General features: G+C 35.9%; 13 protein-coding genes, 4 tRNA genes and 1 CRISPR repeat array (1 of these 18 running past the window's edge). Of the genes, 6 read left to right on the top strand and 11 right to left on the bottom strand.

What is annotated here, in order from left to right; genetic code table 11:
• From QS62_RS07300 to QS62_RS07260, 9 genes are all read right to left on the bottom strand, one after another.
• Window positions 1–256 (bottom strand): GTP-binding protein (locus tag QS62_RS07300; protein WP_231923686.1); only part of this gene is annotated, 256 nt, incomplete at its 3' end.
• 101 nt (window positions 257–357) lie between these two features.
• Window positions 358–433 (bottom strand) — tRNA-Thr (locus QS62_RS07295).
• 1 nt (window position 434) lies between these two features.
• Window positions 435–509 (bottom strand) — tRNA-Gly (locus tag QS62_RS07290).
• 28 nt (window positions 510–537) lie between these two features.
• Window positions 538–622, bottom strand: a tRNA-Tyr gene (locus QS62_RS07285).
• Window positions 623–655: 33 nt separating this feature from the next.
• A tRNA-Thr gene (locus QS62_RS07280) sits at window positions 656–731 on the bottom strand.
• A 217-nt stretch (window positions 732–948) separates the two neighbouring features.
• The gene (cas6f, locus tag QS62_RS07275) at window positions 949–1,542 is read right to left on the bottom strand and encodes a type I-F CRISPR-associated endoribonuclease Cas6/Csy4 (RefSeq protein WP_066108099.1); all 594 of its coding nucleotides are present in this window, start codon (window positions 1,540–1,542) and stop codon (window positions 949–951) included.
• On the bottom strand, window positions 1,539–2,573 hold the full coding sequence (gene cas5fv / locus QS62_RS07270) for a type I-Fv CRISPR-associated protein Cas5fv (RefSeq protein WP_066108094.1): 1,035 nt from the start codon (window positions 2,571–2,573) through the stop codon (window positions 1,539–1,541). Before cas5fv ends, cas6f begins: the two co-directional genes overlap by 4 nt.
• Window positions 2,574–2,593: 20 nt before the next feature.
• Window positions 2,594–3,574 (bottom strand): type I-Fv CRISPR-associated protein Cas7fv, encoded by a 981-nt coding sequence (gene cas7fv / locus QS62_RS07265; protein ID WP_066108089.1) that lies wholly within the window; start codon window positions 3,572–3,574, stop codon window positions 2,594–2,596.
• 3 nt (window positions 3,575–3,577) lie between these two features.
• A complete protein-coding gene (locus QS62_RS07260; RefSeq protein ID WP_066108086.1) occupies window positions 3,578–6,235 on the bottom strand; it encodes a CRISPR-associated endonuclease Cas3'' in 2,658 nt (885 codons plus the stop codon).
• Window positions 6,236–6,384: 149 nt separating this feature from the next.
• Between QS62_RS07260 and coaA the strand changes: the two genes are divergently transcribed.
• Window positions 6,385–7,317: a type I pantothenate kinase gene (gene coaA, locus QS62_RS07255; RefSeq protein WP_066108083.1), complete on the top strand. Its 933-nt coding sequence runs from the start codon at window positions 6,385–6,387 to the stop codon at window positions 7,315–7,317.
• On the opposite strand, the gene QS62_RS07250 is transcribed toward coaA, so the two are convergent.
• Entirely contained in the window at window positions 7,318–7,638 is a 321-nt protein-coding gene (locus QS62_RS07250) for a DUF2322 family protein (RefSeq protein WP_066108080.1), read from the bottom strand.
• 42 nt (window positions 7,639–7,680) lie between these two features.
• Here QS62_RS07250 and QS62_RS07245 point away from each other — a divergent pair, with 42 nt between their 5' ends.
• From QS62_RS07245 to pyrG, 3 genes are all read left to right on the top strand, one after another.
• Window positions 7,681–8,313 (top strand): ABC transporter ATP-binding protein, encoded by a 633-nt coding sequence (locus QS62_RS07245; protein WP_066108076.1) that lies wholly within the window; start codon window positions 7,681–7,683, stop codon window positions 8,311–8,313.
• Complete coding sequence (locus QS62_RS07240; RefSeq protein WP_066108073.1) at window positions 8,306–9,079, top strand: ABC transporter permease; 774 nt, start codon at window positions 8,306–8,308, stop codon at window positions 9,077–9,079. Before QS62_RS07245 ends, QS62_RS07240 begins: the two co-directional genes overlap by 8 nt.
• A 158-nt stretch (window positions 9,080–9,237) precedes the next feature.
• The gene (gene pyrG / locus QS62_RS07235) at window positions 9,238–10,875 is read left to right on the top strand and encodes a glutamine hydrolyzing CTP synthase (protein WP_066108070.1); all 1,638 of its coding nucleotides are present in this window, start codon (window positions 9,238–9,240) and stop codon (window positions 10,873–10,875) included.
• A gap of 68 nt (window positions 10,876–10,943) precedes the next feature.
• Here the strand turns inward: pyrG and QS62_RS07230 are convergent, their stop codons facing one another.
• Window positions 10,944–11,831, bottom strand: a complete 888-nt coding sequence (locus tag QS62_RS07230; protein ID WP_066108067.1) for a LysR family transcriptional regulator — start codon at window positions 11,829–11,831, stop codon at window positions 10,944–10,946.
• 132 nt (window positions 11,832–11,963) lie between these two features.
• Between QS62_RS07230 and QS62_RS07225 the strand changes: the two genes are divergently transcribed.
• Both QS62_RS07225 and QS62_RS12080 read left to right on the top strand, forming a co-directional pair.
• On the top strand, window positions 11,964–12,713 hold the full coding sequence (locus QS62_RS07225; RefSeq protein ID WP_197496276.1) for a threonine aldolase family protein: 750 nt from the start codon (window positions 11,964–11,966) through the stop codon (window positions 12,711–12,713).
• Window positions 12,670–13,041 (top strand): hypothetical protein, encoded by a 372-nt coding sequence (locus QS62_RS12080; protein ID WP_197496275.1) that lies wholly within the window; start codon window positions 12,670–12,672, stop codon window positions 13,039–13,041. The genes QS62_RS07225 and QS62_RS12080 overlap by 44 nt, the downstream gene beginning before the upstream one ends.
• Before the next feature lie 70 nt (window positions 13,042–13,111).
• Window positions 13,112–13,652: direct repeats of the CRISPR family, unit length 32 nt; unit sequence GTTTCAACTCACAGCTACGCGAACGTAGCTGG; it runs 93 nt beyond the window's last position.

Raw genomic sequence — 13,652 nt, 5'->3', positions numbered from 1 at the left:
CGTGTCCCGGACAGTCAACATGTGCATAGTGACGAGTCGCTGTATCATATTCAACGTGTGAAGTGTTGATGGTGATACCACGTGCTTTTTCTTCTGGTGCATTATCGATTTGGTCAAATGCACGTGCTGCCCCACCAAAGTGTTTCGCTAATACTGTGGTGATCGCTGCTGTTAATGTTGTTTTACCATGGTCAACGTGACCGATTGTACCCACGTTAACGTGCGGTTTTGTACGTTCAAATTTTTCTTTAGACATGGAAAGTCCCCTAAAAAAAACACGGTTATCGATGGCGTATAACTACCACATTAACCAAAGATAATTACAGGATTTGAATAAAAAGGAAAGAAAAATAGAGGTGGTGCTGATAGGCGGATTTGAACCGCCGACCTCACCCTTACCAAGGGTGCGCTCTACCAACTGAGCTATATCAGCGTGGAGCGGGCAGCGGGAATCGAACCCGCATCATCAGCTTGGAAGGCTGAGGTAATAGCCATTATACGATGCCCGCACCTATATTCATCTGTCCCATCATAAAATGGTGGAGGGAGAAGGATTCGAACCTTCGAAGGCTGAGCCGGCAGATTTACAGTCTGCTCCCTTTGGCCGCTCGGGAATCCCTCCACAACGCTAAATGCTAGTACTTACTTGAAAAGATGGTGCCGACTACCGGAATCGAACTGGTGACCTACTGATTACAAGTCAGTTGCTCTACCTGCTGAGCTAAGTCGGCATTGTTAAGCAAGTGAGGCGTATTATAGGGATCTTTTTTCGTCTGGCAAGACTTTTTTTGAAAAAAAACACGATTTTTTATCGGTAGCCTAAATCTCAAGCAAAAGTTGCTTGTTTTTTACAGTTTCCGTTTAAATTCCCAGCAATCATAATCAAATATCGTCTATTTAATTTTAATAATTTTTTATGAATCTAATCTCTAAAATGCTCACAACACTTTAAAACTCAGGCAAAGCGCAATTAGTCCCTAAACCATAAGTGTTAAACGATGCAACGTTTAGTGTAGGAGGGACCTCTTTCTTTTCAATAAACAGATTAAAAGGTCGTTTACTACTTAAACTCTTAAAAGAAATATAGGGTAAATGGCAAGTGGTAACAATATTTTGATAGCGTAAAACAGTTTGTTCAAAATCTAGATTTTGATGCTTCTTCAACTGCCTACGAGCTAATCGTTCTGCATTGTTTTTTACTTGTACCCGATTATAAATGGCATACCCTTTAATATCGTCTGGAACTTCAAAGATAGGAGAAATATGAACATAATCCACCAGGCGATTAAGCCATTTCCGTATATTTAATTGCTCTAAAGTGATTCGTTCTTGAGCAAATAACCGGATTTTACTACCTAACGCCCCTATTTGCTTAATTTCATCAAAATGGTATTCAGGAAAAGAAACCCCCACATTAACTTTATCTTGATTATCTTTAACTTCAACTAAAGCTAAATGTAACTGCATATAGAGTCTCCCCCATAATTCATACATCCGATAATCAGGATAATCAAACAATGTTAATTCAATGTAATATTTCATCTTTTCTTCCTTGTCTCTATCTCTGTGACATAAGCCAGCCCTTTTTTTCCTAAATAAAAGGACGAAACCGCAGCATCATCAATTTTCTGTTTCAAATCTTTAGCACGTTCTTCAGAAATATCTAAATGAATAGTAAGGACTCCATCGGTTTTAGTCAGCGAATGATGAATCTCACCTTCTCCTTTTTTGCGTTCCACCCAAAGATAAGGATTACCCCAAATCAGTTTTTTCTTACCTGTGGTATATCTATCCATAAAATCTTTCTTGGTAAAACCACGTTTGGAAATGCCGCTTAATCCGCCGGATTTTGTTAAAACGTCAGTCAAATCATACTGTTTTCCTAAATGAAGTAACTGTAAATACAATGCCGATGTATAAAGCGTAATCGGTGTAAGTTGTCCTTTCGCTGTTAATTTATAATCAACATCAGGAAAATTTTTCTTAAAAACGTCTAGGCATTGTTCTATACGATCAGAAACATCCACAGCTTTAGTACTGTTCAAGGCTTCCAGTTGTTGGATAACCGTTAAAGGATCCAGATCTAAATGATTGCAAATAACATGATAGTTTTCATCTAAAATAAAGGCTATGGTTTGATCCAAGTCTAGCCATAAAATTCCCCACAATCGGGATGAATAGTCTGATTGAAAGATAGGATCCTGTGCTTTGATCATTCCAGTAAATGCATTTTGATCCGTACTTCCCGACATATTTCGCAGATAAACCATTTCATGATTGATACATTCGTTACGATCCTGAATATCTTCATCACGAAGAATTTGTTCAATATCCTTGAAATAATAATTAGGATCTTGACGAGCCTGATACAATTTACGTTGATCGCCAATGAGCCTATTTAGAATTCCCATCACTGTATCTTTAGTGACAGAACAATTTTTAAAATTCCCTACTGTTTTCAAAGTGGTCATGGACGCAATAAAATTGCGTCCATTTTTTGGTAACGATTCATTATTTGAACCGTCTAGAAATGAATTTCGCCATGATGATGCATATTCAATAGTAATTTGCATATTGAGTTACCCCCCCCCCATCAGCCTTTCGCCTCAAAATAGATAGCATAATCACTCAAGGCTTCAGGATTGACCTGTTCAGGATGACGTTTAATCCGCATCATTTTATTGCTGTCGTTATAGTCTACTTCTACCGTATCAACATACATATAACCTTTGGCTTGACGGATACTCAAATCTCTCAGCATATTCAGAGTTTCCTGTATCAAAATATCCACTGCAACTTGATCTAATAAAATACCGACCTCACCTTCCTGGAAAATTGTGCCTTTGCGGACATAATTCGCATGGAAAACGGCTTTAGGATTTCTGGAAGGATCTAAACTTTGAATAAAGTCCTGAACACGTTGAGCAATTTTTTCTCCTTCACCTTGTTTGATAATCATAGCGGCGCGATCAAATTTTTTATCCAAAGAAATAAATTGTAGTTGTTCGATACTGATTGAACCGTAAGCAGTATATTTAGTATCACCGAACGTTGTTTTCGAGAAGAATGAATTGCTGACTTCTTCACCATCTTTATTTTTCTCTTTTGCTTTCGAACCAGAACGTCCCAGTTGTTCAAAATTACCGTTACCTAACTCATCAACAAAATCAGTAATTAAAAGAGCACTAGTTCTTTTACACTGGCTGGACGGCACTACATAACCACGAATTAAACCTGTGATTGATGCTAAAACATCCAGTAAATTATTATCTTTAGCATAGTGCAAATCATAAGCCTGATCTCTAAATAAATGATGGCGAATACAGTTTTGACTAATATATAAAGGTGTTTCAGTAAAATTAATATCAGAAACTTCTTTTTTAAATTTAAATCCTGTATCTTCTTTCACTTTACCAGTTAAATTACTGTAGCCGCGTAATTTCGGTAACGTATGATTATCAACCATTCGACCATTATCACCGGTTAATGTTGTCGGGCCATTCCAATTAACTACGCCATAACCAAAAGCTGTAATTTTGAAATCGACACTTTTAATACCATTAATTTTTGCCATCACTTATTCTCCTCTGGCTTGATTTAAATTTGAAAGATCATCAATAGATAAAATACCGATAGATTGTTTTTCACATATAGCATAATACATTGCATGTGGATAACGGACATCCATTCCACCGATCCGATTTAGATCATCTTCAGTATAACTGAGATAAATTGGATAATGCGCATCACGAGCATAGTTTTCTAACACCATTTTTCGTAAATTTTGTTGTCGTTCTTTGATACCGTTCGTTGGACTGTCCGGATCTATATTGTGGTGCTTCTGTGCCATAAAGTCGATTAATCCTGTGTTTTGAATAGTCGACAAAGATTCTGTCATATAATCAAAATACATGTGATCCGATGTTGGAATACTGCAAGCATACTGATTCACAAATTCAGGAGCAGAAAAATCATCAATATTTAATAGCGCCGCTTGAACAAAACGACTATCACCACGTAAAGAATTTTTACTGATTTTAGCAATCTCGGTTGATGCTTTATTTGTGACAATTTTAATCGGTTCAGTAATTTTACTACTAAGCACAACTATACTATGTAAAATAGCCTGTAGTAAATCCTGTCTCAATAATTTCAAACAGGATTCATTGTGATGGAAATCTTTATAAATTCGATAAATTTCTGGTAATGTAAAACTATTATCGCCAATCTTATCCATCAAATAATCTGACCATACTTTTGCAGATTGTAACTGATATAATTTAGCAAGAAATTTTGCAGAAGCACCAATCTGTTTGCCTCTTTGTATATCTTCAGTAATGGCAATTTGCATGACATTCACATTTTGATTCTCACCGAAACGATCTAATCGTCCTAATCGCTGTAATATATTTTCAGCCGAACTCATTTCAGAAAGCATATGATTGCAACTGATATTTAATGAAGCTTGAACGATTGGACCGCTCCGTAAAACACGATATTTTTGTGTACCTTGCTGTTTAAAGCTTTCGTATATATCTTGAAATATTTGTTTCTTATCACCACGTTTAAATTTGGAATGAAATAGGATGCTATTCTCATTTTTTTGTTGATAAATAAAACCGAGTTGAGCCTGTTTCGCAGTATTACTGATGATAAATGTTTTATTGTCATACGCAGCATAAAAAGGATTATTTTGAAGTTTTTTTTCATCATAATTGATAAAATTAATTTTATATCGGCTCGGATTAAAGGATTCCATTTCAACGACATCATAGTCTGTTTTTATATTTAACATTTCTTTTAAATAAAGATAATGTGGTGTAGCTGATACTAATAGTGTATTTATTTCTCCTATTTTTCTCATTTGTTTATTTTTAATTAATTCTGCAAACAATAAGTTAAAGATATCCATATTGATATATTCATGAAACTCATCAAAAATAACATGAGAATTCATAAATGGAATTAAACTATCAATTTTTGTATGAGAAACAATCGCTTTGAAAATTTGATCTATAGTTGTTACTACAATATCTGCAGAGAAATAACTCTCTTCTTTTGTCGGTGTATCCCATGAATTAGTAAATTTAAATTCTCCGGTAAAGATTTCAATGTGAGCATCAGGTAAATAGGATGTGGTTAAATCTGTAAAAATGCCCTGACAGATTTGTACACGAGGGCAAATCCAAAAGATTTTTTGTGCATTTTTTAATTTCGCCCATTCCAAGGCAATTCTAGTTTTACCACAACCAGCTGCCCCGGCAAGAACAGCAACATTTTCAATTTTTGTCAGTTCCAATGCCACTTCATTTTGTTTTTGTGTCCGTAAGCTATCCGGAAAAGACATTTGTTCCAAATGTGATTTTAATGAAGAAATTTGATCGATATTCTGCTCTGAAAGTTCATGCAACCTTTGCTGTTGAATATAAATATCTAAATCTTCCGCAGTGAGTGCGGAAATAATACGATCAGCACTGATTATACAAGCACGTAGAATATTATGTAGGGCATTTTTTTGAATATGCTTTGTGCAGTCGAATACGTTTGATATGTTTTGACTATAATCTTTAAAAGATGGAAAGCTACTGTCTTTCTTGGCGTAACAAAATTCTTCCAGAGTGTCTTGTAAATTATCAATAGATAAGGATTTAAATTTTTCATGGATTTTCAATGAGTCATCATACTTTTCTGAAAGATAGCTGACCTGTTTTAAAACTTTCAAAGTATCTTGCAAAAATTTTTCGAAATTATCCTGTCCTAAATTTTTAGAAAAAATATTATAAATATCAACGAGTGATTTGAATTTGTCATTTTTTCTATAGGGTTTGGCATGATGCCAATAAACGGTATGTTGCATAGCTTCTTTTTGTGCAACATTTAAAAAGGTCATATACTTTTCGAATAGGAAAAACCATAATAAAGAGATTTCATTATGTCGAGGGTGGTTTTCAAAGGAAAACTTTTTATCATTAATATGTTGTCCATCATCATTGGAATTGATTTGTTTCTTTTTTCTAACCCATGTTTGAAAGTGTGGATCACATTTACCCAAATCATGAAAACTGGCCGCGAGAAAAACCGTATTTTTTATGCCTTGATATTCATCATTATCAACAGATTGTTCAAATAATCGGGTAGCCAAATATCCTACTGCAAATAGATGTTGAGCTAAAGGTTGTAATTGAGTATTCGCATAGAAAATATATTGATTATTTTCTGTTTGTATACTGTCCATAGATATATCCTCCTCAAAAGAAAATCTTTAAAAACCACAATAATACTACTAGAGCTTATTACCATACTACACAATAAACTTTGCCTTTTCCTTTCACTTTTTATAACATACCGCCATAACATCTCTTTTCATCTCATAAGAAGGACGTTGTGAGCACTCAATCTATAAATACTTTTTCCCCATTCTTAATTTTTGAACGTGAACAATGGGCAGAATTAAGAAAATCAGTGCCACTCTCTCTTACAGAACAAGATCTCAAACCGTTATTGAGTTTTAATGATGAGCTGTCATTAGATGAAGTACGTTCTATCTATTTACCGCTGGTGCGTTTACTTAACTACTATATAGAAGAGAATTTAAAACGACATACAGTCATTGAGCGTTTTCTTGGGATTGATAAACCAAAAGTACCTTACATTATTAGTATTGCGGGAAGTGTTGCAGTTGGTAAAAGCACTACCGCCCGTATTTTGCAAGCATTATTAACCGAAGCAAATCGTAAAGTTGATTTGATTACTACGGATGGTTTTTTATATCCATTAGAGAAATTAAAACAGCAAGATTTACTCAGTAAAAAAGGCTTCCCTGTTTCATACGATACGCACGCTCTCATTCAATTTGTATCAGATATAAAATCTGGTAAAGAACAAGTTAAAGCCCCCGTCTATTCACATCTAACTTATGACATTATTCCAGGACAATATACGGAGATAAATCAACCCGATATTCTGATTATTGAAGGGTTAAATGTGTTACAGCGTGGACATAAAGCACATAATTTGTTTGTCTCTGATTTTGTTGATTTCTCAATTTTTGTGGATGCTGAAGAGAGCTTATTAAAAAATTGGTATATCAAACGTTTCCTAAAATTCCGTAAAGGGGCATTTGCCGATCCAAACTCTTATTTCCATCATTATGCACAACTGTCAGAACCTGAAGCGATTAAGGTTGCTTCTAGTATTTGGGACAACATTAATGGCGTTAATCTACACGAGAATATTTTACCAACTCGTGAACGAGCAAGTCTGATCTTAGTAAAAGGTGAAGATCACGCCATTAATACGGTAAAACTTAGAAAATAATTAAACAGAGGTAATAACCTTAATCTGCCATTGGTGATGTTGTTCAAGCACCCTAAATAACAAATCAATATTCGGATGCTTACCTGGATTTTGTTTTGCTTCTGTGCAATGTTCCGCAAACCAAATTAATCCTTGTTGTGCTGATTCTTGATTTAACATACCTGAAAATTTTTGTGCTAAAGCATTATAAATCCGTAAAGAACCTAACTTACCTGGAACTGCTGGGATGGTATGTTCTAGCTCACCTCTTTCATTCACAATATCAATTTGGCGAATATCATCAATAGGTGGCAAAGTCAGTAAAATCTGTTGAAAATTCATATACAATTTCTTCCATATTAATAAAGATTTTAGGGTTTTATTATGCCGATTATTTTAGCTGCGGAAAATGTTGTTTTTCAGGAAAAAATTCATTATCCCAATCTTACGATTCCAGAGGGAAAAGCAACTTTCTTACAAGGGCCAAGCGGTTGTGGGAAAAGCACCTTACTTCATTTATTTAATGCTACTTTACCTTTAACACAGGGAAAAATACTGTACCGAAATCAAAACATCCAACATTTAGATAAAATTCAACTACGCCGAGAAATTCTACTCGCTTCACAGCAACTGTATCTTTTTTCAGGATCTATTCTGGAAAATTTTCGACAATATCACCAATATCGTGAAAGTGTATTACCACCAACATCCGAATTAGAGCATTATTTGGCACTTTGTTTAGTTCCTTTTTCTTTAGAACAACAGATTGATAAATTGTCAGGTGGTGAGAAACAGCGAGTTTTTCTCGCTATTGCTTTAAGCTTAAAACCTACCATTTTAATGTTAGACGAACCTACATCAGCATTAGATGCCAAAACAGCAAATCAAGTCATGCAAAATTTAAAAAATCATTGTCTGCCTAAAACAACATTGATAGTGATCAGTCACGATCAAGCACTAACGCAACATTATGCCGATCATATCGTTTATTTACATAAGGAGGGGCACAATGAATAATGTTGCCGAAATTCACCTATTTAATTTTAGTCTGGTCTATCTTTTATTATTGATTGTGTTATTCATTATGAAAAAGTGCCAGATTAACCAATCTAAATTGCTTTTTATCGCTAGCTTACGTATGACATTACAATTAATTATTGCTGGCTTTGTATTAACCTATATTTTTCAAAATCCGCATCCAATTTTTACTATTTGCTATTTATTAGCGATGATTATTTTTGCAGTGCATCGTGTATTGTCTAAAAATCCTAACCTTAATCGCCACTTTCAATATGCGATTATTGGTTCAATCTCGTTTTCCGGTTTAGCCGTATTAGCATTTTTCATTCTAGTCGTAGTCAAAGAAAACTTCTTCCACCCACAATATGTGATTCCATTAAGTGGAATGATTATGGGTAATGCAATGACGGGCGTAAACTTAGGCGTGAAAACATTTCGAGAAAGCCTTGCCAGTGAAAAACAACGTATTGAAACATTACTTAATTTCGGCGTTACTCCGCCACGCATCTTAACGCCATTTGTCAATCAAGCCTTAGAAAGTGCACTATTACCAACACTAAATTCTATGGTTGGTATGGGGATTGTTGCATTGCCCGGATTGATGACAGGACAAATTCTATCCGGTACTTTACCTAGCACTGCTATTCTTTATCAAATTGCTATTATGATTGCGATTTGTACTGCCGTCTGTCTTTCCGTATTTGGTTCGCTCTATTTTGGTTATCGTTCGCTCTATAACAAAGATCAACAAATGACTTGGTAACAAATAACAAAATAGTGGAGATTGTTAGTTTAACAATCTCCTTTCTATTCTCTGATTGAGATAAATTTCTAATTACTGTAAACTATCATCCCGTCTTGATACTTGCGTATCTCTTAATCTTAGATTTCCACTCACTTTTTATTAAATAGGCATAAACAATGGCAACCAATTATATTTTTGTCACAGGCGGTGTCGTTTCTTCTTTAGGTAAAGGCATCGCTGCGGCGTCGCTTGCAGCTATTTTAGAAGCTCGTGGGCTAAACGTTACCATGATGAAACTTGATCCTTATATTAATGTGGATCCAGGTACAATGAGTCCTACACAACACGGTGAAGTATTTGTTACTCAAGATGGTGCAGAAACCGATCTTGACCTTGGACATTATGAGCGTTTCATTCGTACCAAAATGACTAAACGTAATAACTTTACTACGGGTAAGATCTATTCTGAAGTGTTACGTAAAGAGCGTCGTGGTGATTATCTTGGCGCCACTATTCAGGTTATTCCTCATATTACTAATGAAATCAAAGCTAAAGTTATCGAAGGTGCTGCTGGACATGATGTTGTGATTGTGGAAGTCGGTGGAACCGTAGGTGATATTGAGTCATTACCATTTTTAGAAGCGCTTCGTCAGCTTGCTGTACAAGTTGGTCGTGAAAGAACCTTATTTATGCACTTAACTTTGGTGCCATACATCGCTACTGCTGGGGAAGTGAAAACCAAACCTACCCAACACTCAGTAAAAGAATTGTTATCAATCGGTATTCAACCTGATGTATTAATTTGCCGTTCAGATCGCATTATTCCACCAAACGAACGTGCCAAAATTGCTTTATTCTGTAATGTACCGGAAAAAGCGGTTATTTCATTAAAAGACGTAAATTCAATCTATCAAATTCCAGCATTATTAAAATCTCAAGGATTAGATGATTTTATTTGCCAACGTTTCCATTTAGATTGTCCTGAAGCCGATCTTTCAGAATGGGAAAATGTACTTTATCAAGAAGCTAATCCTATCGGTGAAGTAACTATTGGTATGGTTGGAAAATATACCGAATTACCAGATGCCTATAAATCAGTAAACGAAGCCTTAAAACATGGTGGTTTAAAAAATCGCTTAACCGTTAATATCAAATATATTGATTCTCAAGATATCGAATCTAAAGGTACCGATTTATTAAAAGGGTTAGATGCAATTCTTGTTCCAGGCGGCTTTGGTTATCGTGGTATCGAGGGTAAGATCCTCACTGCACAATATGCGCGTGAAAACAATATTCCATATTTAGGTATTTGTTTAGGTATGCAAATTGCCTTAATTGAATATGCACGCCATGTTGCAGGAATGAAAGATGCAAGTTCTTCTGAATTTGATAAAAATTGTCCACAACCGGTAATTGGTTTAATTACCGAATGGCAAGATGCTGATGGTAATGTTGAAGTACGCAGCGATAAATCTGATCTCGGCGGTACCATGCGTCTTGGTGCACAACAATGTCACTTAGTTGAAGGCAGCTTAGCTCGTCAATTATATGGTAAAGAAACTATTGAAGAACGCCATCGCCATCGTTATGAAGTCAACAATAAACTACTACCACAAATTGAAAAAGCAGGCTTAAAAGTAACTGGTTGGTCAGCAGATAAGAAATTAGTAGAAATTATTGAAGTGCCAAATCATCCTTGGTTCGTTGCGTGTCAATTCCATCCTGAATTTACCTCAACACCACGTGATGGACACCCATTATTTGAAGGCTTTATCAAAGCAGCCTATGCTTACCAAAAACAACAAAAGAACTAATTCTTAACTTCTTTAAATCTGCACCTTAATAAAATGAGGTGCAGATTTTTTTATGGCTATAATCCGTATCAACCACCATTCTTAATCGAATTAGTCACCATTTTAATGCAATCTATAAATTTTTTGGTTGCTGGTGAAGTCATCTCCATTGAAGGAACTGCAATACCTAAAGAAACATATTGTCTTGGTTCAAAAGGAATTTCGACGATGCTTTTATTCCATTGCGTTGAAATAAGTCTTTGATTAAAGCTAATCCCTAGACCAGCAGCAACCATATTGTATGTTGAAAAGCCATCTTTCGTTGTATAGACCTCATTCATTTTTAATCCAAACCTTGAAATTAACCGATCCTGATCAGTATCTTGTTCAGGTGATGTATGTATAAAGGACCACTGTTCAAGATCTTTGATCGGAAATGAAGATTTCGTTGCCATCGTATGATCTTTCGGTAACCACACAACCATTTCGTCTTCAAATATAGGTTGCCAATCACAAACGACAGTATCCAAAGGTTTCGCACAAAAACAGCAATCGACACTTCCCTCATTTAACCATTTAGCCATTTCTGTATTGCCACCCTCTTGAATCCTAATTTTTATACCAGGAAATAACGCCTTAAATTGTGAAATCACCATTGGCATAATCATCGCAGAAATACTGAAATAACTACCAACCGTAACCGTTCCCTTAATAATTCCTCTAATATCTGAAGCAGCTTGCTTGGCATTACGATGTGCATTCACAATTTCTGTCAATACAGGCATCATCTCTTTTCCATTTTCCGTCAATGACACACCTTTTTTACTACGAATGAAAAGAGGAAAGCCAATTTCATTCTCAAGTGAATTTATCATTCTGGTGATCCCTGATTGCGTATAATTAAGCACTTCTGCCGCCTCTGTCATACTGCCTAATCTTGCTGAATAAATAAAAGCCTCACATTTGATTGCATCCATTGCTTATCCTTACTTATTAATGACATATTGTCATTTATAACATGATATTTTGCCGTTTGCATCATTGATTAAGCTGCTATAAGCTGTGCCGCAATTAAATATCAACATAAGGATCTCAATATGGAAACAACAATGACAAATAAATTATCTTTTGCCTCTGATTATATGGAAGGTGCCCACCCAGATGTTCTTGAGGCAATTATTCAAACGAACCAGCTTTCTACTGTTGGTTATGGTAAAGATGAATTTTGTCGTAAAGCTGAGAAAGAAATTCTTGCTGCATGTAATTGCCCTGATGGTGCAGTACATTTTCTAATGGGTGGTACTCAAACAAATGCAGTCGTGATCAATGCTCTACTTCGTTCTTATCAAGGGGTAATTGCTGCAGAATCAGGGCATATTTTTGTACATGAAGCTGGCGCAATCGAGTTAGGTGGTCACAAAATTCTTACTGCTAAAAGCCATGATGGAAAGTTGAGTGCATTATCAATAAAGCAAGTGATTGATGATTATTATAATGATGCAAATCGTGAGCACACCGTAATGCCCGGTATGGTATATATTTCTCAACCTACAGAGTACGGTACTTTATATTCCTTACAAGAACTAACAGAAATTAGCAGACTCTGTCATCAACACCAATTACCTTTATTTGTTGATGGAGCTCGCTTAGCCTATGCACTTGCTGCTGATAAAAATGATGTCACGTTGCCAGATCTTGCTCGCTTATGTGATGTATTTTACATTGGTGGAACTAAATGCGGACTATTGTTTGGTGAAGCTGTTGTGCTTACTAAAAAAGATCTTATTCCTCATTTTTTCAGTATTATCAAACAGCATGGTGCTCCTCGCCAAAGGAAGACTTCTTGGTGTACAGTTTGATACTTTATTTCGAGATGGTCTATATCAAAGAATTGGCATTCCCGCCATTCACAGTGCAACAAAAATTAAGAAAAAACTTAAAGAATATGGATATAAACTAGTTGTTGATTCACCAACCAATCAAATCTTTTTTATTGCAGACGATAATTTTATTGCCGCTCTACAACAATATGTTGACTATGGCTTTATGGAAAAAATTGATGAACATCATACAATGATCAGATTTGCGACAAGCTGGGCTACTACAGATGAAAAAACAGAGCAATTACTGTCTATCATCGATAAATTAAGTTCTATAGATATTAAATATCAAACTGCTAATTCTTAGATATAAATATCCAGCTACGCAAACGTAGCTGGCTAACCGCTGCTCAATTTATGTTATCGTTATCACGACTGTTTCAACTCACAGCTACGCGAACGTAGCTGGACCAAGCCGACAAAACCGAAGCGAAAAGTACAACGTTTCAACTCACAGCTACGCGAACGTAGCTGGCTATTTTCGTCTAATCAACGCTTTGCAAGATTATTGTTTCAACTCACAGCTACGCGAACGTAGCTGGTCTATTAAATAAAGTACGCGCTGCATTAAATGATGTTTCAACTCACAGCTACGCGAACGTAGCTGGTTAACTGTAGCAACAACTAAAGACAGCACAGAAGTAAGTTTCAACTCACAGCTACGCGAACGTAGCTGGCTACAAGACAAATTCCAATCGCCTTGCCAATCTCGTTTCAACTCACAGCTACGCGAACGTAGCTGGAATGACGTCAAGCACTTTGCCGTCGTTGTCGGTATAGTTTCAACTCACAGCTACGCGAACGTAGCTGGCGCCATACACCAATGCTGCTAGCGCCGTAAAATTGGTTTCAACTCACAGCTACGCGAACGTAGCTGGATGCAAGCCGTTGTTCAATCAACGCTAAATTGGGGTTTCA

It is taken from the genome of Gallibacterium salpingitidis, from assembly GCF_001678495.1.
GTDB lineage: Bacteria > Pseudomonadota > Gammaproteobacteria > Enterobacterales > Pasteurellaceae > Gallibacterium > Gallibacterium salpingitidis.
This window is presented reverse-complemented; position numbering and strand designations above follow the sequence as displayed.